The sequence below is a fragment of the Streptomyces sp. NBC_01314 genome (assembly GCF_041435215.1).
Taxonomy (GTDB): Bacteria; Actinomycetota; Actinomycetes; order Streptomycetales; family Streptomycetaceae; genus Streptomyces.
The window spans coordinates 2,725,976-2,750,010 of sequence record NZ_CP108394.1 but is presented as its reverse complement, the minus strand read 5'-3'; the positions used below and the strand labels follow the sequence as shown (position 1 = coordinate 2,750,010).

16 protein-coding genes are annotated in these 24,035 nt (G+C 69.8%); 5 read left to right on the top strand and 11 right to left on the bottom strand.

Annotation, left to right across the window (positions count from 1 at the left end; genetic code table 11):
• Positions 1–92 precede the first annotated feature (92 nt).
• Positions 93–2,156 carry an autotransporter-associated beta strand repeat-containing protein gene (locus OG622_RS12100; RefSeq protein WP_371584075.1) on the bottom strand — a complete coding sequence of 688 codons (2,064 nt, stop codon included), beginning with the start codon at positions 2,154–2,156 and terminating at the stop codon, positions 93–95.
• Positions 2,157–2,455: 299 nt separating this feature from the next.
• On the opposite strand from OG622_RS12100, the gene OG622_RS12095 reads away from it, so the two are divergent.
• Positions 2,456–3,544 carry a family 43 glycosylhydrolase gene (locus OG622_RS12095; RefSeq protein ID WP_371575649.1) on the top strand — a complete coding sequence of 363 codons (1,089 nt, stop codon included), beginning with the start codon at positions 2,456–2,458 and terminating at the stop codon, positions 3,542–3,544.
• Between the two features lie 11 nt (positions 3,545–3,555).
• The gene (locus tag OG622_RS12090; protein ID WP_371575648.1) at positions 3,556–4,968 is read left to right on the top strand and encodes an RICIN domain-containing protein; all 1,413 of its coding nucleotides are present in this window, start codon (positions 3,556–3,558) and stop codon (positions 4,966–4,968) included.
• Between the two features lie 7 nt (positions 4,969–4,975).
• Here the strand turns inward: OG622_RS12090 and OG622_RS12085 are convergent, their stop codons facing one another.
• On the bottom strand, positions 4,976–6,670 hold the full coding sequence (locus OG622_RS12085) for a rhamnogalacturonan lyase B N-terminal domain-containing protein (protein ID WP_371575646.1): 1,695 nt from the start codon (positions 6,668–6,670) through the stop codon (positions 4,976–4,978).
• A 192-nt stretch (positions 6,671–6,862) separates the two neighbouring features.
• Between OG622_RS12085 and OG622_RS12080 the strand changes: the two genes are divergently transcribed.
• Both OG622_RS12080 and OG622_RS12075 read left to right on the top strand, forming a co-directional pair.
• Positions 6,863–7,909, top strand: a complete 1,047-nt coding sequence (locus tag OG622_RS12080; RefSeq protein ID WP_371575644.1) for a rhamnogalacturonan acetylesterase — start codon at positions 6,863–6,865, stop codon at positions 7,907–7,909.
• A gap of 99 nt (positions 7,910–8,008) precedes the next feature.
• Positions 8,009–9,757, top strand: coding sequence for a DUF2264 domain-containing protein (locus OG622_RS12075; protein ID WP_371575642.1), 1,749 nt, complete (start codon positions 8,009–8,011; stop codon positions 9,755–9,757).
• Here the strand turns inward: OG622_RS12075 and OG622_RS12070 are convergent.
• From OG622_RS12070 to OG622_RS12030, 9 genes are all read right to left on the bottom strand, one after another.
• Entirely contained in the window at positions 9,702–11,102 is a 1,401-nt protein-coding gene (locus OG622_RS12070) for a hypothetical protein (RefSeq protein ID WP_371575640.1), read from the bottom strand. The genes OG622_RS12075 and OG622_RS12070 overlap by 56 nt on opposite strands.
• A 148-nt stretch (positions 11,103–11,250) precedes the next feature.
• A complete protein-coding gene (locus OG622_RS12065; protein WP_371575638.1) occupies positions 11,251–11,835 on the bottom strand; it encodes a TetR/AcrR family transcriptional regulator in 585 nt (194 codons plus the stop codon).
• A 174-nt stretch (positions 11,836–12,009) separates the two neighbouring features.
• Positions 12,010–13,365: a jacalin-like lectin gene (locus OG622_RS12060; protein WP_371575636.1), complete on the bottom strand. Its 1,356-nt coding sequence runs from the start codon at positions 13,363–13,365 to the stop codon at positions 12,010–12,012.
• Between the two features lie 429 nt (positions 13,366–13,794).
• Complete coding sequence (locus OG622_RS12055; protein WP_371575634.1) at positions 13,795–16,695, bottom strand: glycoside hydrolase family 2 TIM barrel-domain containing protein; 2,901 nt, start codon at positions 16,693–16,695, stop codon at positions 13,795–13,797.
• Between the two features lie 20 nt (positions 16,696–16,715).
• A complete protein-coding gene (locus OG622_RS12050) occupies positions 16,716–17,531 on the bottom strand; it encodes a carbohydrate ABC transporter permease (protein ID WP_371584074.1) in 816 nt (271 codons plus the stop codon).
• 59 nt (positions 17,532–17,590) lie between these two features.
• Positions 17,591–18,559 (bottom strand): carbohydrate ABC transporter permease, encoded by a 969-nt coding sequence (locus tag OG622_RS12045; protein WP_371575632.1) that lies wholly within the window; start codon positions 18,557–18,559, stop codon positions 17,591–17,593.
• A 20-nt stretch (positions 18,560–18,579) separates the two neighbouring features.
• Complete coding sequence (locus tag OG622_RS12040; RefSeq protein WP_371575630.1) at positions 18,580–19,845, bottom strand: ABC transporter substrate-binding protein; 1,266 nt, start codon at positions 19,843–19,845, stop codon at positions 18,580–18,582.
• A 249-nt stretch (positions 19,846–20,094) separates the two neighbouring features.
• Positions 20,095–21,390 carry an ROK family transcriptional regulator gene (locus OG622_RS12035; protein ID WP_371584073.1) on the bottom strand — a complete coding sequence of 432 codons (1,296 nt, stop codon included), beginning with the start codon at positions 21,388–21,390 and terminating at the stop codon, positions 20,095–20,097.
• 190 nt (positions 21,391–21,580) lie between these two features.
• A complete protein-coding gene (locus OG622_RS12030; RefSeq protein WP_371575628.1) occupies positions 21,581–22,825 on the bottom strand; it encodes an FAD-binding protein in 1,245 nt (414 codons plus the stop codon).
• Positions 22,826–22,984: 159 nt separating this feature from the next.
• Here OG622_RS12030 and OG622_RS12025 point away from each other — a divergent pair, with 159 nt between their 5' ends.
• On the top strand, positions 22,985–23,992 hold the full coding sequence (locus OG622_RS12025) for a hydroxyacid dehydrogenase (RefSeq protein WP_371575627.1): 1,008 nt from the start codon (positions 22,985–22,987) through the stop codon (positions 23,990–23,992).
• Positions 23,993–24,035: the final 43 nt, after the last annotated feature.

The window sequence follows — 24,035 nt, the reverse complement described above, 5'->3', positions numbered from 1 at the left end:
CCTGTCATCCCGTCGTCCCGCAGACCCCCGCGCGGCGGTCGCCGGCCCCGCCCGTCTCATCCTGGGAGCGCGGGTCTCACCCCGTGTCCGGTTCAGCCCGTGGCCGCGTGCCTGCCGCCTCCACGCCGGCTGTTCCTGCGGCGCCTGGTCACCGGTATCAGGAGCCCGGAGAGTCCGCCGACGGCGAGGGCGTACGGCCACCAGCCGATGCCGCTGTCGGCGGAGGCGCTCGCGTTCTGGGTGCGGGTGTCCTGGGCGCCGCCGGTGCCGGACCCGGCGCCCGCGGCGGCCTTGACGGACGGTGACGGGCTCGCCTTCGCCGTGGTCAGGACGATGTCGTTGCCGTCGCCGCCCCTGTAGGTGATCCGGTACGTGTTGTCGGCGAGCTTCACCTTGGCGCCCTCGCGGAGCCCGGTGAACGTGCCGGTGTTCCCGCCCTTGCCGCGGTGGTCGAGCACGGTGATCTTCTCGCCGGGCCCGCCGGCGGCGGCCAGGGCCGCGAAGTCCAGCTCACCGGCGAGCCTCACCGTCCCGTTCACCTTCAACGGCTTCTTGCGCAGCACCAGTTCGCCCTTCGAGGTCTGGGTGTAGCCGCCCGTCACCGTGAGGCCGGCCACGACCACACCCGCGTTGGTCACCGACCCCTTCACCGTGCCTCTGCCGGACAGTGACCTGGTCACCTTCAGCCCCGCCGTGCCCACGTCGAGCTTCGCCCCGGCGGTGGCGAGCCGAATGGCCCTGCTACGGCTGAGAGTCGCTCCGGAGCGGAGCGCCAGGGTGCCCTCGGTGACGGTCGTCGCTCCCGTGTATGTCACCGCGCCGCCCGTCAGGGTCGTGGTGGCCGCGCCCGACTGGGTGAGCGAGCCACTGCCGCCGACTCGCGGCAGGGTCACCGGCTTCGAGGTGTTCCGGATGATCAGCGAACCGTTGTTGACCACCTTGTAGAGGTCGCCCTTGGTGTACAGGCCGCCGTCGCCGCCGGATCTGCCGCTGCCCAGCCGCAGCACGGCGCCCTTCTCGATCGTCGTGGAGCCGTTGTAGTACTGGACGGCGGCGAAGGTGACGTCGTTGCCCTTCGTCCCCCTGACGAGGATGTCCCCGGCGCCGGGCGCGGCCAGCGTGTCGTGGAAGCGGCCGCCGCCGATGGGGGCGCCCAGGGTGACGGGCCCGTTGTAGTCGAACGTGAGCAGTGAACGGGAGCGGGCGGCGAGGAGGTTGATGTAGACGGTCTCCGCCGTGCCCGGCATGAAGATCTTGTTCGTGGTGCCGTCGCCCCACTGGACGTTCGCGCCCTTGATGTTGGTGCCGCGCTTGTTGACGTTCTTCCGTGCCGGTGTCCAGTTCAGGGCGGGGTCGCTGAGCGAGGGGTTCGTGTCCCCGCCCCGGTCCGACCAGCTGTACTGGCCGGTGAGGATCACCTTGCTGCCGGGCCGGGACTGGACGTTGATGTCGCTGCCGTACTCGCGCTGGTAGAAGTCCATGCCCTGCGTGACGGTCTGGCCCAGTGGGGTGTCCACGGTCCAGGTGCCCTGGTTGAGGACCTTGCGCGCGTTCGGCAGGGAGGTCGCGAACTCCGGGCGTCCGGCGTTCACCTGCGTACCGTTGTCGATCACACCGGTGAAGGGATGGGTGCCCGACAGGTCCCAGGTGGCCCACAGGAACCTCGGCTGGCTGACCAGGCCCGAGCCGCTGATGGTCCCCAGGTTGTACGGGACGTTCTTCAGGGCGAGCCGCAGGGTGCCGTCGACCCGGATGTTGTTCTGGTTGAGCCGGAACGCCGGGGTGCCGTACGGGTAGTGGCCGATCACCCCGGTCGAACCGCTGTCGCCGTACTGGAGGGTCGCGCCCTTCGCGACGGTCACCGTGGGCGGGTCCGCGTTGGTGGTGGTGACGTACGGGTGGTTCCCGCCGAGCGTTCGCACGCTCTGCCGCTGCCGGGACTTCGGCAGGGTGAAGTCGCTGTCCTTGGTGAGGACCAGCGTCCCGGTGCCGCGCACGGTGAGCGTGCCGGTGCCGCTGAACACGCCGTCGTACGTGGTCGTCCCGGACGGCACGGTCACCACCGTGTCGCCGGTGAGGGTGACGTTCCGCCCGGCCAGTACGTCGGAGGTCGCGTCGCGAGGGCCGGCGGCGGACGCGGTCGGGGCGCCGAGCATCAGGGCGGTGACCGCCAGGGCGCCGGCGGCCGCCGCGGTCTTGTGGATATGGGTGCGCACATCGTCGGAGACGGCCCAGGGGCGCACCGATAACAGAAATTTCGTGTGCGCCGACGGGTTTGGACTCCGCGGTTCCGCACTTTCGCGCCGTCGGTACCTGTGAGCTTGTGCAGGTCTCGCCCGACCCGTTGACCTCCGCGTAACACGCCCTTACCTTTTCGCCGTTCGGAATGAAAGATCTTGTGCGATATGTCGAACATTTCTGTTTCCTTTTGTTCCCCCCTCCGAGAGGAAGCCGCATGGGCCGCGACCACACCGTCCCCGAACCCCCGAACCGCCGACTGCTCCTGAAGGGAGCCCTGGCCGCCGGCGCCCTCACCGCCCTGCCCGCCACCGCTGCCCAGGCAGCCCCGTCCCCGGCAGCCGGCTCCCGGCCGGCGTACGTCAATCCACTGGTCCGCAACCGCGCCGACCCGCACATCAACCGGCACACCGACGGCTTCTACTACTTCACGGCGACCGCGCCCGAGTACGACCGGATCATCCTGCGCCGGTCCCGCACCCTGCGCGGGCTGTCGACGGCCGCCGAGTCCGTGATCTGGCGCAAGCACGAGACGGGGGTGATGGGCGCCCACATCTGGGCGCCGGAGATCCACCGCATCGACGGCAAGTGGTACATCTACTTCGCCTCCGCGCCCGCCGAGGACATCTGGGCGATCCGCATCTGGGTCCTGGAGAACTCCCACCGCGACCCGTTCAAGGGCACCTGGGTCGAGCGCGGGCAGCTGAAGACGGCCTGGGAGACCTTCTCCCTGGACGCCACCACCTTCACCCACCGGGGTTCGCGCTACCTCGCCTGGGCGCAGCACGAGCCCGGGATGAACAACAACACCGCGGTCTGGCTGTCGAGGATGGCCGACCCGCTGACCCTGACCGGCCCTCAGGTCCGGCTCACCACACCGGAGCTGGACTGGGAGGTCATCGGCTTCAAGGTCAACGAGGGGCCGTCGGTCATCAAGCGCGACGGCCGGCTCTTCATGACGTACTCGGCGAGCGCGACCGACTTCAACTACTGCATGGGCCTGCTGACCATCGACGCGGACGCCGATCTCATGGACCCCGCCAACTGGTCGAAGTCCCCGACACCGGTCTTCACCAGCAACGACACCACCAAACAGTACGGGCCGGGCCACAACAGCTTCACCGTCGCCGAGGACGGCCGCACCGACGTCCTCGTCTACCACGCCCGCCAGTACAAGGACATCGTCGGTGACCCGCTCAACGACCCCAACCGGCACACCCGCATCCAGCGCCTCGGCTGGAAGCCCGACGGAACCCCCGACTTCGGAGTCCCCGTAGCCGACACAACCACCCCGAACACCCGGTAAGGAAAACTGACATGAGACGTGCGTACGCGATATTCCTCGCGCTCTGTCTGGCGCTGGCCGGCGCCCTCGTCACCGCCGGCCCCGCCCAGGCGGCGGCGCAGACCGTCACCAGCGGAACCCAGTTCACCGACAGCTCCGGCAATGCCCTGCACGCCCACGGCGGCGGGGTCATCAAGGTCGGCTCGTACTACTACTGGTTCGGCGAGAACCGGAACGCCGACAACACCTTCAAGTACGTGTCGGCCTACCGTTCCACGGACCTGAAGAACTGGGAGTTCCGCAACAACGTCCTGACCCAGGCCACCGCCCCGGAACTGGCGACCGCCAACATCGAGCGGCCGAAGGTCATGTACAACGCCTCCACCGGCAAGTTCGTGATGTGGATGCACAAGGAGAACGGCACCGACTACAGCGAGGCCCGCGCGGCCGTCGCCGTCTCCGACACCGTCGACGGCAACTACACCTGGCAGGGCAGCTTCCGTCCGCTCGGCACCCATATGTCCCGTGACATCACCGTCTTCGTGGACACCGACGGCACCGGCTACATGATCTCGGCGGCCCGCGAGAACTACGACCTCCAGATCTACCGGCTCACCGCCGACTACACCGGCATCGCCGCTCTCGTCGCCGACCCGTGGCACGGCGGCCACCGTGAGGCGCCGGCCCTGTTCAAGCGGGGCGGCGTCTACTTCATGCTGACCTCGGCCGCCACCGGCTGGAACCCCAACCAGCAGCAGTACGCCACCGCCACCAGCATCGCGGGCCCCTGGACGGCCATGGCCAACGTCGGCGACTCCACGACGTTCGGCTCGCAGACCGCGTACGTCCTGCCCGTGCAGGGCACCTCGACCACCTCGTACCTCTACATGGGCGACCGGTGGGGCAACTCCTTCAGCGGCACGGTCAACGACTCCCGCTACGTCTGGCTGCCGCTGACCTTCCCGACCTCCACCACGATGTCCATGTCCTGGTCCCCGGAGGTCACCGTCGACACGGCCACCGGCACGATCAGCGGCACCAGCGCCACGTACAACACGCTGATCGCCCGGCACTCCGCCAAGTGCGCCGACGTCACCAGTCAGTCGCTGTGGGCGGGTGCCCAGATCAAGCAGTACACCTGCAACAGCGGCAACAACCAGAAGTACTGGTTCAAGTCCGTCGGCAGTGGCTACTACCAGCTGATGACCCGTCACAGCTCCCTGTGCGTCCAGGAGAACGCCAACACCGTCACTCAGGAGAACTGCAACTCCTCGGCCACCAGCCAGCAGTGGTCGCTGACCACCTCGGGCAGCTACGTCAAGGTCGTCTCCCGCGCGAGCGGTGAATGCCTGGACGTGAACGGCGCGTCCACCGCCGACGGCGCCGCGATCATCACGTACACGTGCAACAGCGGGACGAATCAGCAGTGGACGCGCGGCACATGACGGTGTCTCAGCTCAGGAGGTCGATCGCGTCGATCGACGTACCCGCACTGAGATAGGACGTCGCCCCCGAACCGCTCACCACGTTGATCTTCAGCACGTTGTACTGACTGGTGTCCGACAGCCAGGCGGACGCCGGGACGCTGTAGGTGAACGTGTGGTTGTTGCCCCGGTAGGACCCGTTCGTCAGTGACCGGGTGTTCGGCTGGGTGGGCGGGGAGGGGATCGCCGAGGTCCAGGTGTCGTTGACGACGACCTGCGGCCGGCCGTTGGCGTAGGCCGTCGTCACACCGATGCGCAGGGTGTGAGCGGCGGCGGCCTGCGCGGCGGTCAGCCTGAAGTACACGAGGAGACCACTGTTCACGTCCTTCCAGAGGTAGCAGGGGAAGCCCGAGGTCTCGGTGCCGCTGCCGATGACCACGTTGCCGGTCCAGGCGGCGGCCCGGACGTCCGACGGATGCGCGTACGTCATCAGGTCGGCGTTCTTGAAGCCGCTCGGTGTGCCGTTCCAGTCGTTGATCCGCCAGATCACGCCCGCGTTGGACGGGTCGTTCGAGGACGGGACGGCGATCGAGTTCAGCGTCGTCGTGCCGCCCGCCGTGACCGTCACCGAGGTCGTGTACACGGCCAGCTCACCCTTGAAGACGGTGAGCGTGTACGTCCCCGGAATCACCCCCGGGACGGAGAACCAGCCGTCCGACGCCCGAGCCGAACCCCAGTACTGCGCCGCCGAGTTGGCGAGCCCGACCGTGTACGCGTACGACGTGTTCCGGCCGGTGATGCCGACGCCCGCCACCCGGCCCCGGCCGCTCGCGGAGACGTACCCGGACAGGCCGAGCGAGTCCGCCCACGACGTGGTCAGCGTGCCCGGGAACAGCGACGAGGAGGGCGCCCCGCCGTCCGTGAAGGCGATGACGTACGGGCCCTGGAGGCCGAACCGCTGCTCCTCGGTCTGGTTCTGGCCGTAGTACAGGATCTCGTAGAGGCCGCCGCCGTCCGCGCTCTGGTGGCGCAGCAGGGAACGGTAGAAGGGGCCGCCGGAGGCCTTCTCGTGGTTGCTGCGGACGACGTACAGGCCGACACTGCCGGTGGTCCAGCCGACGTAGTCGTAGTCGATCACCCGGAGCTTGGAGTAGTGCTTCGATCGGGTCTGGCCGTTGGACTTCGCGAAGACGTCCGAGGCCTCGATGGTGGTGGGCGCGTAGGTGTACGAGTCGGGCTCGTCGTTGAGGAAGAGGCCCGCCTTCACGCGCACGATGTAGCGGGTCGCCGAGACCGAGGTGTCGGCCTTGTTGGTCCACAGGTAGATGTTGTTCTCGCCACTGCGGGCCGCGTAGTAGTGCCTGAGCGTGCCGTAGGTGACGGAGACGAGGATCGTCGAGCCGGACTGCCTGATGGTGACGGTCGAGCTGCCGAGGCCGGACTCGATGTGCGAGTTCATGCCGCCGTAGCCCTGGTACTCCGTGCCCCGGTAGACGAGCGAGGACAGGTCGCCGTTGCTCTTGCGGACCTTGAACACGAGGTTCGCGCCGGTGTCGATCACGTAGTTGGTGCCGTCGTCGGTGTAGCCGAAGGCCGCGGCGCGGGCGGTGCCGGCCAGCGGCCCGGCGAGCGCGGCGCCGGCGGCCGTGGCGGCGGTGCCGACGACGAAGCCGCGCCGGCCCAGGCCGGTCGCGGTCGTTGGCCTGTCGGTGGATTCGGACATGGGGGTCCTCCTCGGGTGGTGTGGGGGGAGTGCGGGTGATTCGGAAGGGTGACAGTTGAATCGTTTTCGCGAAAGGGCTTTCGCCGCATGGAAGTTGGCAATCATGTGAATGCGTGCCGACATCTAGAAAGCGCTTGCCAAACGATGTACCGTCCAGCCGCCAGGCCTTGTCACTCTTCGGGAGGAGCCGCAATGAGACGTTTCACCATCGCCGCGCTGACGGTGGCGACGACCCTGGGCACCGTGCTCACCGCCGTACCGGCCGAGGCGAACGAGGGCCGGCCCGTGCTGGGCTTGGAGAACTGCGCCGCGAACGTCTGCCACTTCGACGTCCCCGCCGGCGCCTACGACGTGAGGGTCCGCCTCGGAGGTGAGAACGCGGCGAGCACGAGGATCACCGGCGAGACGCGCCGCACCCTCCTGGCCGAGACGGCGACGGACGCCGGCGAGCACGTCCGCCACAGCTTCACCGTCGACGTCCGCACCCCCGAGGGCGAGCCGACCGGCGCCGACGGCACCGCCGGCCTGGACCTCGTCATCGGCGGTTCGGCGCCCGCCCTCGCCGACATCCGCGTGACCCCCGCCAAAAAACCCCGCCAGATCTTCCTCGTCGGCGACTCCACGGTCTGCGACCAGCCCGGCGACCCGTACTCCGGCTGGGGCCAGCAGCTCCCGCAGTACCTCAGGAAGGGCGTCTCGGTCGCCAACCACGCCGACTCCGGCGAGAGCACGGTGTCCTACCTCGCCGACCCGCGCCTGTGGGCCACCGTCCAGCCGCAGATCCGGCGCGGCGACCTGGTCCTGATCCAGCTGGCCCACAACGACAAGCAGACCGACGAGGCCACCTACCGGGCCAATCTCGAAACCCTGGTCGCGGGCGTCCGCGAGAAGCGCGGGAAGCCGGTCCTGGTCACCCCGATCGTCCGCCGCTGGTTCAACTCCGACGGCACCCTCAACAACAACACGGCCCTGCTGGTCAACGGCCTCGGCGTCGACCACCCGGCGGTCACCCGCTCGGTCGCCGCCACCCACGACGTGCCCCTGATCGACCTCACCGCGAAGACGAAGGCGCTGGTCGAGTCCCTGGGCACCGAAGGCTCCAAGGCGCTCTACCTCTACAACGAGAAGCGCGACAACACCCACACCTCGACGCACGGCGCGACCGTCTACGCCGACCTCGTCCGCGACGAACTCGTCGCCCAGGGTCTGGTGCCCGAGGGCAAGACCAGGGTGGGATAGACCCCTGGGGCGTCCCGACCGGAACCGGGGCGCCCCAGGTTCGAACCGCAGAGCAACAGGTTCGAACCACAGAGCAACGACACAGGAAGCGTGCCGCACATGCCCTCCCAGCCCGCCGAGGACCGCGATCTCAGCCCGTACACCGGTTACACCCGCGCCCACTGGGAGGCGGCCGCCGACTCGCTGCTGGCGGCGGTGGAGCCGTACGCGACCGCCGACGGGGCGCTGTACCACTTCCCCGGCGACCGCCCCAGCTGGGCGGGCCGGCTCTCCGACGGCCTGGAGGGATACGCCCGGACGCTGCTGCTCGCCGCCTTCCGCCGTGACGAGAAGGCGCTCGCGCGGTACGCGGACGGCCTCGCGGCCGGAGTGTCGGGCGTCTGGCCCCGCATCGAGGACCGCAGCCAGCCCCTCGTGGAGGCCGCGTCGATCGCCTTCGCGCTGCGCGTGACGCGGGAGGTGCTCTGGGACCGGCTCGACGACGGCGTCCGTCAGCGGACGGCGGCCTGGCTCGGCGACGCGCTCACCGCCGAACCCTGGCCCTGTAACTGGGAGTTGTTCCCGGTCACGGTCGGCGGCTTCCTCGAAGAGATCGGCCACGAACCGGAGTTGTCCCGCCGGGTGATCGACCAGCGGCTCGACCGGATCGAGCAGTGGTACGTCGGCGACGGCTGGTACACCGACGGCGACGGCCGCAAGTTCGACTACTACAACGGCTGGGCCATGCACCTCTACCCGGTGCTGCACGCCTGGCTCGCGAACGACGAACGCCTCCTCGCCCGCTACGGTGACCGGCTGTCGGCCCATCTCGCCGACTACGCCCGCCTGTTCGGCGGCGACGGTGCCCCGCTGCACCAGGGCCGCTCCCTCACCTACCGTTTCGCGACGACCGTCCCGCTGTGGCTGGGCGCCCTCACCGGCCGTACGCCGCTGTCGCCGGGCGAGACGAGGCGGCTGGCGTCGGGCGCGCTCAAGTACTTCCTCGACCGGGGCGCGGTCGACGACCGGGGCCTGCTGTCCCTCGGCTGGCACGGTCCCGACCCCGCTGTCCTGCAGCGCTATTCGGGCCCCGCCTCCCCGTACTGGGCCAGCAAGGGTTTCCTCGGTCTGCTCCTGCCGCCGGACCACGCTGTGTGGACGGCGACGGAGGAGCCGGGCCCGGTGGAGCGGGAGGACGGACTGCGACCGGTCGGGCCGCCCAACTGGCTTCTCCAGTCGACGAGTTCGGACGGCCTGGTCCGTCTCCACAACCACGGCAGCGAGGACGTCCGCTACGACCCGTTCTACACCCGGCTCGCGTACTCGACGGTGACGGAGCCCGTCCCCCTGGCGGAGCCCGCCGAGTCCTACGACAACAGTGTGATCGTCGGTGGCGACGCGAGCCGCCTCGATATCGAGCCGCTGGGCGTGGGGGAGGGCTGGGCGGCCTCCCGGCACTCGGTCGGTGACAGCGGTGTGCGGGTCACGAGCCTCGTGGTGGCCCAGGGTGCGGTCGAGGTCCGGGCCCATCTGGTGACGGACGCCGCCCCCGGCACCGCGGTGCGGATCACGGGATGGGCGGGGGCGGAGGGCGTACGCACGGACCTACTCCCGGGGCACGGCCTGTCGGCGGACCCGGACGGACCCGGACTCGTCGGCCGGACCGGAGAGGGGGCGACCCTCTTCGTCGCCCTGGCCCGCCTCACCGCCGACCCCGGCCCCCTGCCCCTCCCGGAGCTGGTCTCCGTGGAGGTGCGGGGAGCGTACGAGGTGGCCGTGAACTGGACCCACGGTGCGCGGGCCCAGTACGTGTTCACGGCGTCAGACGGGCGATCTTCAGCGTCTTCGTGGTCGGTGACGCCCCGTTGAGGGCGGTCGTGTAGGACGGGGTGACGGGCGCGTACGCCCAGGTCAGCGTCCCGTCCTTCAGCACCGCGATGTCACCGGAGATCCGGGCCTTGACGACCTTGTCGGCTCCCTGGAGCTTGCCCTTCCAGTCGACGAGGCGGAAGTGGGTGCCCGTGAAGGTGCCGGTGCAGGTACCGCTCGCGCACTTGGCGTTCTTCAGGGTCTCGTACGAGACGAGGAGCCGGTCCTTGCCGTACGGGGCGACGCGCACGTTGACGTGCTCGGTGCCCTTGGCGGAGGTGAGGTAGACCGGCTTGCCCGACGGGGTGTCGCGGTTCTTGAGGAACGCGACGGCGACCTGGTGGGTGCTGGTCTTCGGCTTGACCGTCCAGCCCCGGCCGCTGGAGTCGTCCGGGTTCTTCTTGGCGGAGGCGGCACCGCGAGAGCCGAAGGCGGTGGCGTAGCGGCCCGTGGAGGACTTCACGAGGTCGCCGGTGCGGCCCGCGAAGGTGCCGCCGCAGTAGCCGGCCCAGCACTGCTCGCGCTGGACGACCGGGGCGTTGTCGGGGGCGGCGATACCCGTGGACACGAACAGGCCCGACCGCCAGTCGTCGAAGCAGAGGGAGGTGAAGTTCCCGCTGGTCTCGGCGCGCAGGGCTATGCCCTCGTTGTGGGAGCAGCCCCAGCCCCAGCCGCCGCCGAGCTTCTTGCCCTTCGGGCCCACGTACGACAGCTTGTCGCCGAAGTGGCCGTCGGCGAAGCCGCCCGCGCCGTGCACGACGAAGTAGGCGCCGTACTTCTTGCCGTTCCAGGCGAGCTGGCCGTCGAGCAGGGGGGCCGTGTCGTCGGACGAGGTGCCGGTGAGCTTGGTCCGCCAGGCCTGCTTGCCGTTCTGGTAGCGGATGAGCGCGGCGGCCGTCTCCTTCCACTTGTTGGTGTCGGAGACCCGGGTCAGCAGCGCGAACCCGTCGTTGTGCGCGATCAGACCACCGACCTCCTTCGTCCCCTTGACGACCGTGTCGGCACCGGAACGCTTTCCGGCCGCCGTCAGCGGCGTGACGTGGACACCGTCCGACGCGGGCCAGGCGACCCGCAGCGTGCCGTTCGGAGCCGCGGCCGTCGCCGTCCTCGTCCACTCCCGGCTGTTGTTGTAGCCGGCCGAGAGGTAGGGGAACTTCGCCGACAGGCTCACGGTCGTGTTCGTGACGGTGAGATCACCGGCGGCGGTGGGTGCCGCCCCGGCGGTCGCGTACCAGGCGCCCGCCAGCACGGACGCGGCCACGAGCGAGCCGATGACGGGCTTGCGCGCGAGGTGGCGACGGCGATGCCGGGACGGGGCGGAGGGGATGGGTGTTGCAGGTGTCATGTTCTGTGGTCGCCCCCGAGGCGCGGAAGGTTGCCGCCGGGACGAAAGTTGTTCGAGGCCTCAAGACAGGCCTCTCGTGAAGGGCTGTCCCCCGGTCTATCCCCCGCTCTCTCCCTCCGGTCTCTCCCTCCGGTCTCTCCCCGCCGGGCTACGCCCCTTCGCGGTCGTCCCGGGGCCAGTGCGTGAGGGCCAGATGCAGCGCCTCGACGGACCTGTCCCACGACCTCCGAACGTCGCGGGGCGCACCGAAGCCGCCCCCGGCCTCCAGGGCACAGAAGCCGTGGAAGGTGCTGCGCAACAGCCGTACGGCGTCGGTGAGATCGGGTTCTTCGAGGCCGTACGCGCGGAGCATGCCGTAGGTGATCTCGGCGGTGCGGCGCAGGGCGGGGGAGTCGGTGACGAGGATCTGGTCGACGGGGATCTGTGTGGCCGCGTACCGGCCGGGGTGGCGGAGGGCGTACTCCCGGTAGGCCCCGGCGAAGGCGGCGAGCGCGTCCTTGCCGGCCCGCCCGGCGACGGCCGCCGCGATCAGGTCGATCATCTCGCCGCCGGCGAGCAGGGCCATCCGGCCGCGCAGGTCCTGGAGGTTCTTCACATGCGAGTACAGGCTCGCGTCCTTGACCCCGAAGTGGCGGGCCAGGGCGGACAGCGAGACGTTCTCGAAGCCGACCCGGTCGGCGAGGTCGGCGGCGGCCGCGGTGACGCGGTCGGGGGTGAGGCCGACTCGGGGCATGGGCCACCTCTGGACGGGACAAGAAACCTAGGGGCTCTAGGTTATGGCCCGGTCGCCCTTGGTGTGCACGCGTGTCTCCGGCGGCCCGTGACGGGAACCGGCTGTGCGGGCGGGCCCCACCCCGTGGTGGGCGGGGTGGGGCCGAGGGAAACGCGCGGTCGTTGCGAACGGTGCTCAGCGGATCGGCGCGTACAGCACGCCCAGCTTGTCGATCTCGTCGCCCGTGCGGCCGGTGAAGCCGACGATCTGCCAGCCGGACGGGGCGGTGAAGGTCTTCGCGTCGGAGGTGGCCGTGCCGGAGGTGAGGGAGCGGCCCTTGTCCGTGCCGAAGGCGGCGGAGAAGATCCGGGTGCGGCCGTCCTTCTGGCCCTGCGTCAGCTTCACCGAGGTGAGGTGCTCGCCGGAGGCCAGGGTGAGGGAGGTCGCCGTGCCGCCCGTACCGCCGTGGGCCAGCGTCGTACCGCCGTCGTGCGTGAGCTGGACCGCGTCGAGGCGGGAGCCGCCGCGCAGGGTCAGGGTGCGGGGCGAGACCGTCGACGGGAGGTTGTCCGCGTCGTTGTACGCCGTGCCGTGCGGGCCGCCGAAGAAGTCGCTGGCGCGGAGCCCCGAGTTGAGCTTCCAGGAGAAGTCGACCGTGTGCGGGAAGTGGTCGGAGAGGTTGCCGCCCGCCGAGTCGAGGAACTTCGCCCACTCGTTGTTGTAGCGGCTCGCGGTCAGGTCGACCACGTTGCTGTCCCGGTAGAAGACCTTGTCGACGACCTCGCAGTCGTTGGTCGGGGCGGTCGTCGGGCAGACCAGCGCGTCGCTGCCCAGGGCGGGGGCGACACCGCCCTTGACCAGCTGTACCCAGGGGTCCGTGAGGGCGTTCTCGCCCGCCAGGGTGCGGATGTTGTCGCCGGTGCGCGTGTAGCGGGTGTTGGTGTCACCCATGACGATCACCGCGTTGCCTGCCGAGTTCGCCTTGATGAACTCCGAGAGCTGCGTGACGTTCGCCCGGCGGGCGGCGAGGGCGGCGTCGTCGGAGTCGGCGTTCGTGTGCACGTTGTAGAGGTCGACGAAGACGCCCTCGTCGAGCCGCACCCGGGCGAGCGAGAAGCCCTTCGGGGTCAGGCAGTTGGTGCCGGTGCAGCTGTTCCACTTCACCCGCTCGAAGTCGTCGAACGCGTAGTCCGAGAGGGTGTTGAGGCCGTCGCCGAACGGCACTCCGCCGCTGGTCGCCGTGCGGTACGGGTGGTTGTCACCCGCGTACAGCGCCGCGTGGTAGTTGAAGTCCTCCTGCACGTTCACGATGTCGTACGCCCCGAGGCGCGGCGCGAGCAGCGGGGTGTTCGTCGCCGGTTTGCCGGAGCTCAGCCCCTCCGGGAGGCCGGCGACGTTGTACGTCAGCACGTTGAACGTGCCGCTGGTGGCGGCCGCCGCGGGCGTCGCCCCGGTGGTGGCGAGACCGGTGACGGCCAGCGTGCCGGCGGCGAGGATGCCGAGCAGTCTTCTTGTGGGGCTCGTGGGGCTCGTGGGGCTCGTGCGGCTCATGGGGTTCTCCGGGGGACGGGGGACGGGGGACGGGGAAAGATGAGCGGTGCTCAGGTTCGATGGCAATCAGTGTGACGTGCAAGGTCAGTTGGGGAAACAGGGAAGGAGGTGGCGATCTGTCGTATCCATGACACCGGGTGGTCAACCCTTGATCGTTCGACGTTCACACGCCGCCGCCGACAACATCCCCGCCAACGACACCGCCAACGGCGGTCCGGGCGCCGACACCTGCACAACGGACCCCGGAGACACCCGCATCAGCTGCCCGTAGCCCGACGGACCCTCCACCCCCGACGGACCCTCCACCCCCGTCCGTCATGGGCCCCCGTTCGTCATGAGCCCCCGTCCGTCATGAGCCCCCGTCCGTCGGGGAGACGCGAGAGCGGCCGGTCGGCTTGATCGCCGACCGGCCGCCGTCCTTCGACTGTCCTACGAATCCGTCGTCGAGAACACGAACGAGAACTCCGTCGGCCCGGCCTGCAGGTGGTACTCGGGCAGGGCGCCCGGTCCGCAGGACTGGGAGCCGATGCCCATCTGGCCGTGGTCGAGGTTGACCCACACCGTGTCACCGGCCCGAAGGTCGGTCAGGTGTTCGGCGGCGTCCAGCTGTTCGGTGGTCCAGCGGCGGGCCGTGAACCCGAACTCCGGGTCGCCGTCGACGCGCAGGCCGCCCAGCTCCGCCCAGCGGACGTCGGGGCGGGCGCCGTTCTCCTGCGGCCGGACGTACGGGGTCTGCAACTCGTCGACCGTGGAGTGGTGACGGCTCACCATGGAGGCCGACTTGGTGTCGGGGTATCCCTCGCCGGGGCCGCCGCCGTACCACTTCACGGAGTCGGCGGACGACAGTCCGAAGCGGATGCCGAGCCTCGGCAGTGGAACGGTCCAGTCGCCCTCCGGGTCCACCGACACGGTCAGCTTCAGCCGGTCCCTGTCGGCGGTCCACCGGTACGTCGTGCGCAGGCCGATCTCCCGGGCGGCCGGCGCCACCCGCGTCCGTACGGTCAGCGCGTCGTCGCCCAACTCCACCGCGTCCAGGCGGTGTCGCATCCGGTGCAGGCCGAACTTGCGCCACAGCTCGCTGTAGCGCGTGTCGTCCTGCCAGGAGGCGCCGTCGTCGTTGTCGGTCGGCGCCCGCCACACGTCCAGGCGCAGCCCGGTCACATCGAGGCGGCCGATGGTCTTCAGGGCGCCCGTGCGGATGTCGAAGGAGGCCGGGCCCAGGTAGATCAGCTTCTCGCTCGCCGTGGGACCGTCACCCGGCACCACGGTCGGCAACGGCCGCTCCACGACCGGCAGTTGGGCCCACGCCACCTGGTGGTCCTTCCGGCCCCAGGACGTGTCCTCGGCCAGCAGCGCCCGTACGGTCCACAGCGCCTCGCCCGCCGGTCCGCCGGTCGGCGGCTGCGGCAGCTTCACCTCGGCCGACTCGCCGGGCTTCAGGGCGGGCACCGACAGGGTGCCGGCCTCCACCGTCTTCCCGTCGATCGCGTACGACCACTCGAAGGCCAGCGAGGACAGGTCGGCGAAGTCGAACGCGTTGCGCACCCGGACCGTCCCCGCCGAGCCGTCGCCGTCGATGCGGACCGGCTCGATGACCTTCTTGAACTCGATCAGGCCGGGGGACGGCGTCCGGTCCGGGAAGACCAGGCCGTCGCAGACGAAGTTGCCGTCGTGCAGCTCCTCGCCGAAGTCGCCGCCGTAGGCGAAGCCCAGCTCGGGGTGGGTGATTCCGTGGTCGATCCACTCCCAGATGAAGCCGCCCTGGATGCGGTCGTGGGCCTCGAAGATGCGCTGGTAGTCGGCGATCCCGCCGGGACCGTTGCCCATGGCGTGGCCGTACTCGCACTGGATGAAGGGGAGCCGGCGGCGCTTGTGGGTGCCGCCGTCCAGGCGCCGGCCGATGCGCTCGGTCTCGGCGTGGTCGGCGTACATCCGGGAGTAGATGTCGGTGTCGCGGCAGTCCCAGTCGCCCTCGTAGTGCACGAGACGCGAGCCGTCGCGGCCGTGGATCCACTCGGCCATGGCGGTGAGGCCGCGGCCGGTGCCGGCCTCGTTGCCGAGGGACCAGATGACCACCGAGGGGTGGTTCTTGTCGCGCTCGACCATCCGGGCCGCGCGGTCCAGGAGGGCCGGGGTCCAGCGGTCGTCGTCGACGGGGTTGTCCCGCCAGTTCTGCTCGGTGAAGCCGTGGGTCTCCAGGTCGCACTCGTCGATCACCCAGAGGCCGTACTCGTCGCACAGGTCGAGGAAGGCCGGGTGCGGCGGGTAGTGCGAGGTGCGGACCGCGTTGAGGTTGTGCCGCTTCATCAGCAGCACGTCCTCGCGCATGGTCTCCAGGTCGAGGGCGCGGCCCTTCTCCGGGTGCCACTCGTGCCGGTTGACGCCCTTGAACAGGATCGCCGTGCCGTTGACCTTGAGCAGGCCGTCCTCCAGCACGACCGTGCGGAAACCGATCCGCAGCGGGACGCGCTCGCCCTCGGTCACCAGCTCACCGTCGTACAGGCGGGGCGTCTCGGCCGTCCACGGCTCGACCGGCACGGTCACCGGCTCACCGGTCGTGACATCGATGTCGAGGGCAGGCACGAGGACCCGGCCGTCGACGTCGGAGTCGACACGCAGGGTCCCGATGCCGCCGACGTGGTCGTAGGAGGCGTGCACGAAGAAGTCGAGCGCGCTGCCCGCCGGGCGGCGCAGCAGGGTGACGTCCCGGAAGATGCCGGGCAGCCACCACTGGTCCTGGTCCTCCAGATAGGAGCCCGCCGACCACTGGTGGACCCGGACGGCGAGGACGTTCCCCGCCGGCTTCAGCAGGTGCCCGACCGCGAACTCGTGCGGCAGCCGGGAACCCTTGAACTCACCGATGTCCGTGCCGTTCAGCCACACCCGGGCACAGGACTCCACACCGTCGAAACGCAGCACCGCCCCGCCCTCCAGGAGAGCGGGCCACCCCTCCGGCAGGTCGAAGGACCGCAGATGGTCACCGGTCGGGTTCTCCGACGGCACCCTCGGCGGGTCCACCGGGAACGGGTACAGGTGGTTGGTGTAGATCGGCGCCCCGAAGGCCCCGTCGCCCTGCAGCACCCAGTGGCCCGGTACGGCCACCTCGGCCCAGCCCCCGGCGTCGTACCCGTCGGCCGCGAACGAGTCGTCCTCGGCGTCGGCGGTGGGGGAGAGCCGGAACCGCCAGCTCCCGTTCAGCGACAGGGACTGGGCGTCCGAGGACGCGTACCAGGCGCGGGGCGGAAGGGCCCCGCTGCCCGGTGAGACGTCCTCGACGTAGTCGACGGATGTGCCGGTGCTGCTGGTGGTGCCGGTGGTGCGGAAAGACATCGGTCTCCTTGCTGGTTTTCCTAGCCCTTGATGCCAGTCTGCGCGATGCCCTGCACCAGCCAGCGCTGGAGGAAGAGGAAGACGAGCACCAGGGGCAGGATCGAAATGGCCGTGGCCATGAAGATCAGGTGGTAGTTGACGGTCTGGTTCGTCGCGTACGACGAGAGCGCCACCTGCACCGTCCACGCGCTGGGGTCCTGCCCGATGACCAGAGGCCACAGGAAGGCGTTCCAGCCCGCGATGAAGGTGATCGTCGCGATCGCCGCGAAGAAGTTCAGCGAGTTGGGTACGACGACCCGCCAGTACGCGCCCATGTAACCGAGCCCGTCCACACGCGCCGCCTCCTCCAGCTCCTTGGGGAACCCCAGGAAGTACTGCCGGAACAGGAAGCAGGTGAAACCACTGAACAGGCCCGGAATGATCAGACCGCGGTAGGTGTCCACCCAGCCGAGCGACGAGACCAGCACGAAGCTCGGCACGAAGGTGACGGCCGTGGGCACCATCAGGGTGGTCAGGACGACGTAGAAGACCTTGTTGGCGTGCTTGTACGGGATGCGCGCGAGGCCGTAGCCGGCCAGCGAACAGATGAGCAGGATGCCCGCGGTGTGCAGGACGGCGACGACCAGGGAGTTCCACATCGACTGGGCGAAGTCGACCGTGACGTCGTCGAACGGCTCGCTGACGTTGCCCCACTGGATGTCGGTGGGGAACCACTTCCACTCCTCGCCCGTGATCTCCGGGTCCGTCATGAAGGCGTTGCGGAGGATCAGATAGAACGGGACGAGGAAGAGGAGGGCGGCCACGCCCGTCGCGATGTACAGACCGGTGTTGCCCATGACGCCGCCGACGCGCTTCTTCTTCGCCGGCTTCCTGACGTCGGGTGCTGTGGTGGTGGTCACTGGGACTCGTCACCCCTTCCAAAGCCCATGATCTTGCCCTGCAACAGGGTCACGAGGCAGATGAGTACGGTCAGGACCAGCGCACCCGCGCTGCCCGCGCCGTAGTTCTGGTTCTCGCCCAGAGCCATCTTGTACAGCTCCACCAGGGGCGGTTGGCCCCAGGTGGCCTTGCCGAGCAGGATGAAGAACTCGTCGAAGGCCTGGTAGGCGGCGACAAGCAGCAGCAGGATCACCGCGGTCGACGTCGCCCGCAGTTGGGGCAGCGTGATGTACCAGAAGGTCTGCCAGCCCGGCTTGGCACCGTCGATGGAGGCGGCCTCGTACAGCTCCCGCGGAATGTTCTGCAGCGCCGCGATGAAGAGGATCATGTAGAAACCGGACTGCAGCCACAGCCGGACGGTCACGATGACCAGCCAGTACCACGGCGGGTCGGGGTTGCCCAGCCAGGCGATGTTCTCGACCCCGAACCAGCCGATGACCGTGTTGGCCAGGCCGAAGCGGACGCCGTTGAAGATGGACATCTTCCAGATCAGCGCGGCGGCCGCGTAGCTGACCGCGGTCGGCAGGAAGAAGACCGACCGGAAGAACGCCCGCATGAACCGCAGCCGGTTCACCAGGAGCGCCAGCCCGAGCGACAGTGCCCAGGTGACCGGCACGATGATCGCGGCGAAGAGGGTGAAGGTGACCAGGGAGTTCCTGAAGTCCGTGTCCGTCAGGATCTGCCGGTAGTTCTCCAGGCCGACGAACTCGCTCGGCGTGACGGTGAACCGTGCCTCGAAGAAGCTGAGATACAGGCTCCAGCCGATGGGCACGAAGACGAAGATCACCAGGCCGATGAGGAAGGGGCCGGTGAAGAGCCAGAAGTTGAAGGTGCTGTTCGCCCGCAGGCCCCGCCTCGGCCGGTCCTGGGAGACCTTGGCCGGGGCGGGGGAGGAGGCGACCCCGCGTGTTGTGGTGGTCGACATGTCGAGATCCGTCCGATGACCTATCCGAAGAGCTTCTTGAGCTCGGTGTCGACCTTCTTCTCCGCAGCGGCGAGCTGGGCCTTCGGGTCCTCGTTCTTGCGGACGGAGTTCGCCATCACGTCGTTGACCGCGGAGATCATCGCCTGCGTCCAGCCGATGTTGTCGAAGTGGCCGAACTCGTTGAAGAGCTTGACGCCCTCGGCCGGAAGGCCGGTCTTCAGCTTGGTGGCGGACTCGGCGATGGAGGTGCGCGGCGGGATGTGGAAGCCGTAGGAGGTGGCCCAGTCCTCCTGGTACTCCTTCTGGTCGATCCACAGCCACTTGACGTATTCCTTGGCCGCCTCGACGTTGTCGCCCTTGGCGTTGACGAACATCGACCAGCCGCCGTTGGTGACCGACTGCTTGCCCGCGGAACCGACCTTCGGGAAGGGGAAGATGCCGATGTCGTCGCCGAGGGCCTCGATCATCGCGGGCATGGCCCACATGCCGCACCACTGGATCGCGGTCAGGCCCTGGGTGAAGGCCGACGGGTCCCACCAGTCGGTGGGGGCGTCGAGCAGCAGGTTGCCGCTGGTGAACAGGGACCGCAGCTGCTTCAGGCCGTCGGCGACGGCGTCGGTGTTGAAGGCGGGCTTGTTGTCCGCGGTGAGGGTGTCCGCGCCGGCCGACCAGATCAGCGGGTTCTGCACCGTGGTGATGTCGTTGCCGAGGAAGGCGCCCTTGACCTTGCTGGTGGTGAGCTTGTCGGCGGCCGCGATCAGCTCCTCGAGGGTCTGCGGCACCTCGATCTTCGCCTTCTCGAACACCGAGGGCCGGTAGAAGAAGAACTGCGGGTCGTCGATCATGCGGACGCCGTATATCTTCCCGTCGACCGTGTGCGACGCGATGTCGGCCTGGTTGAAGTCGTCCTTGACCGGCTCGATGATGTCGCTCAGGTCCGCCACCTGACCGCTCTTGATGAGCTGGATCTGCGGGTGGAACTCGAAGACGTCGGGCGCGTTCTTCGTGAGCAGCGCCGCGAACAGCTTCTGCTCGAAGTTGTTGCCGGTGATCCACTGCGTGGTCACGTTGGCGCCCTTGTACGCCTTCGCGTACTTCTTGATGGCCTGCTCGGTGCCCGCCTCGCCGTACGCGTGGAAGTACTGCGTCAGACCGGCGCCCGACCCTCCGCCGTTGCTGCGTCCGGTGTTGCCGCCGCACGCGGCCAGACCGCCGGCTGCGGCCAGGCCCATGGCGGCCCGCAGTACGGAGCGGCGGTCGAAGTTGCTGTTGCTCATTGCCGACATGCTGACGTCCTTGTCTCGAGTACGGCTGCGGCTCTGTGCCTGAAAACTCTGCGGCTCAGTGCCAGTTGACTCAGTGGCTCAAAGAGGCTTGCGGAGCGGGACGTTAACCTTCGGCTAAGGCTTCGGCAAGGGGTTGGACGAAGTCTGTTCGAAGCGTTGTATTCGGTCGGTGTTCCGAACGTCCGAGCACTGCAAAGGGAACTGAAGGGAAGGAGAGGGCCGCCGGGTCAGGGTCCGGCGGCCCTCGGCTCAGGGGTGGTGGTGTAGCCGTTCGCGCTCTTCGGGGCGGCCTCGGTGTCGTACGACCGGGTTGTCCCTCGCCGGGGCGGTGCGTTTGCCCGGCTTCTGCCCGACCGACTGGAGTGCCCCTTCGAGCGCGAACGTCGCCGCACCCAGGCATGCCGGGTCCGTGGGGATCAGGGAGAGCACGATGTCGGTGGCGGCCATCGGACGCGGCAGCGCGTGCCGGGCGACGGCCTCGCGCACCTCCGCGACCAGGGGCTCGCCGAGGGCGGCCGCGACCCAGCTGCTGAGCACGACCACCTCGGGATTGAACAGATTGACCAGGTCGGCGATCCCCGCACCCAGGTAACGGGCGGTGTTCCGTACCACCTTGACCGCCACCGGGTCCTGCCGGGCCACGCCCTGCGCGAGCGCCGCGATGGTGGCCGTCTGGTCCTCGGGATGGAGCAGCGTGCTGCGCGGGCTCAGCTCCCGGAGGTTCAGCATGATCCCCGGGGCGCCCACATACGTCTCCACGCACCCGTGGTTGCCGCAGTGGCACAGCCGGCCGTCCAGGACGATCGTGGTGTGGCCCCACTCCCCGGCGCTGTTGCTCACCCCCCGGTGCAGCCCGCCGCCCAGGACGAGCCCCGCGCCCACACCGGTCCCGAGATTGACGATCACGGCGTCCCCGCACCCTCGCGCGGCCCCGAACCACAGCTCGGCCACGGCGACCGCGCGCAGCGGGTTGTCCAGGTACAGGGGGTAGGCGATGTGCTCGGTCAGCAGGTCGAGCAGCGGCACGTCGTGCCAGTCCCAGTTGGGCGCGTACTCCGAGATGCCGGTGGCGCGGTCCACCTGCCCCGGCACGCTCACCCCGACGCCGAGCACCCGGGCGCCCTCGATGCCGGCCTGCGTGACCACCGAGCCGACGGCGGCGGCGACATGGCCCACCATCTGCTCGGGAAGACTCTCACCGGCGCGGACGTCCTCCTCGGCCCGCGCCAGGACGTTCAGTGCCAGGTCGAACAGCTCGACATGGACGTACGTCTCCGCGATGTCGACGCCGATCAACGCGCCCCCCGACGCGTTGACGGCCACCAGTCCGCGGGGGCGGCCCCCGGCCGAGTCCTCGAACCCGACCTCGGTGATCATGCGGAGGTCGAGCAGCTCTCCGACGAGCGTGGCGACCGTGGCCAGGCTCAGCCCGGTGGCCGCCGCCAGCTCCTGCCGGGAGGTGGGAGACTTGGCGATGATCTGCCGCAGCACCTCGTAGCGGTTCGCGGTGCGGATGTCGCGTGAGGTGCGCTTCACCGACGACATGATCCCCTCGACCCTCCAGGCCATGACGAGGCCTGATGCCCCGGCGCCGCGCCAGGCTATGGCGCGCGGGGACTTTCGACAAGGGGTTAGGAAAGGGGGTTTACGAAGTCTCCCCACGGCCCGCGCACCCGTGGCCGGAGACCGACCCTGCGGCGAGTCGCCAGGTGAGGGCCGCGCGGACCGACCGGCCTCAGGCGCCGAGCACATCCCGTACGAAGGTGTTGCGGAACTTGCCCGCCGGGTCCAGCCCGTCGGCCACCCTCCGGAAATCACCCAGCCGGGGGTACAGCCGCCCCAGTTCGGCCGCCGGCACGGTGAACACCTTGCCCCAGTGCGGCCGTGCCTCGAACGGCGCGAGCACCTCCTCCACCCGCCGCACCACCGGCAGTACGGGCGCCGCGTCCGCGATCCACGTGAAGTGCAGCGCGATCGTGTCCCGGCCGTGGGCGGGGCCGATCCACTGCTCGTCGGCGGCCATCGTGCGGACCTCGCAGACCTGCAGCACCGGTGCCACGGTGTGCCGGATCCCGTCGAGCGCGTTCAGGGCGTCCACCGCGAACGAGCGCGGCAGCAGATACTCCGACTGCAGCTCGTCCCCGCTGCTCGGCGTGAACTCGGCCCGGAAGTGCGGCAGCCGCTCGTGCCAGGGACCGGGCACCCCGAACTGCTCGGTGCAGTTCACCGCCGGCATCCCCGGCACCGGGTGCATCGCCTCGGTCGCGGGCGCGGCCCACGGAAAGTCCGAGTCGGGCCGGTCCGAGCGCCGCTTGACCCACGCCTGGTCGAAGCCGGAGTGCTGCCAGCGGGTGAAGAGACTCACGCTGTACGCCGCCCCCGACACGGCGGTGAAGTCCAGCCCGGCCAGGGGCAGTTCACCGAAGACATGCTGATTCACCTCGAAGGCGGGCTCCAGGTCGAGGGTGAGCGCGGTGACCACGCCGAGGGCGCCGAGCGAGGTGACCGCCGCGCCGAAGCGGTCGTCGCCGCGGGTGAGCGTCAGCGTCGTACCGTCCGCCGTGACCAGCTCGACCTCGCGGACGGCCGCCGCGAGTGGACCGTTCCCGTCGCCCGAGCCATGGGTGCCGGTGGCGACCGAGCCCGCCACCGAGATGTGCGGGAGGGAGGCCATGTTGTGCAGGGCGAGACCGTGGGCGTGCACCACCCGGGCCAGCTCCGCGTACCGGACACCGCCGCCGACCCGTACCGTACGGGCCCCCGAGTCCACCTCGATCGCCGGCGGCAGCCCGGTCAGGGAGAGCAGGACGCCCTCGGGGCCGGGCTCCGCGATCTCGTTGAACGAGTGCCCGCTGCCCAGCACCCGCACCCTCTCGCTGCCCGCGACCAGGGTTCGCAGCGCGTCGACGGAGTGCGGCCGGTGCAACTCCTTCGCGGTGTACGTGATGTTCCCGGCCCAGTTCGTCAGGGTCTCCGTCATGCTCGATGTCCTCCGCGATACGCGAGCCGTAGCTGTCGCGGGCCATCCTCTCCGCTTCGCCCGCATTCCGGTTCATTGACCCTGCCGCGAGCGCCTGCCTACCGTAGAGACCGGTTACTGTCGCCCGACCTCGTCCTCTCCCAGCCGGAAGGTCCTTCCTTGCCCGAGCGTCCGCTCGCCCTGTTCGCCATGACGGCCGAGAACGTTCCGCGGATCTTCCCGCCGGATGTGCTGTCCCGCCTGCGCGAGACCGTGGAGATCGATCCCGCCCTGGTCGCCGAGGACTTCACCGATCCCCGGGTCCGCAAGGCGCTGGCCGAGGTCGAGGTGCTGATCACCGGCTGGGGCTGCCCCCGTATCGACGAGGCGGTCCTGGACGCGGCGCCCAGGCTGCGGGCGGTGCTGCACTCGGCGGGATCGGTGAAGGGGTTCGTCACCCCCGCCGTCTGGGAGCGCGGGATCGCCGTCTCCACGGCGGCCGCCGCCAACGCCCTGCCCGTGGCCGAGTACACGCTCGCCATGATCCTGCTCGCCGGCAAGGACATCCTCGGCCGCCGTGAACGCCTGCGGACCGAGCGGGTCTCGCCGGGCTGGGGGTTCGTCCCCGGCATCGGCAACCACGGCCGCCGCGTCGGCGTCATCGGCGCCTCCCGCATCGGCCGCCGGGTCATCGAACTGCTGCGCCCCTTCGACCTGCGGGTGAGCCTCACCGACCCCTACGTCGACGAGGCCGGGGCCGCCGCCCTCGGCGTACCCCTGCTGCCGCTCGACGACCTGCTGCGCACCTGCGACATCGTCACCGTGCACGCCCCGGACACCCCCGAGACACACCGGCTCCTCGACCGCCGCGCACTCGCCCTCATGCCCGACGGGGCCGTCCTCGTGAACACCGCGCGCGGCGCCCTCGTCGACCACGACGCGCTCATCGACGAGCTGCGCGCCGGTCGGCTCTCCGCGATCCTCGACGTCACCGACCCCGAGCCGCTGCCCGCCGACTCCCCGCTCCTCGACCTGCCGAACGCCTTCGTCACCCCCCACCTGGCCGGCTCCCAGGGCAACGAGGTCGCCCGCCTCGGCCTCGCGGTCACGGAGGAGGCCGAACGGCTCGCCACCGGACGCGAGCCGGCGCACGCGCTCGACCGGGCGACGCTGGAACGCATGGCGTGATCACCGGGCTGAGGGCGCGCGCGGACGACCCGGGTGAGCCCCG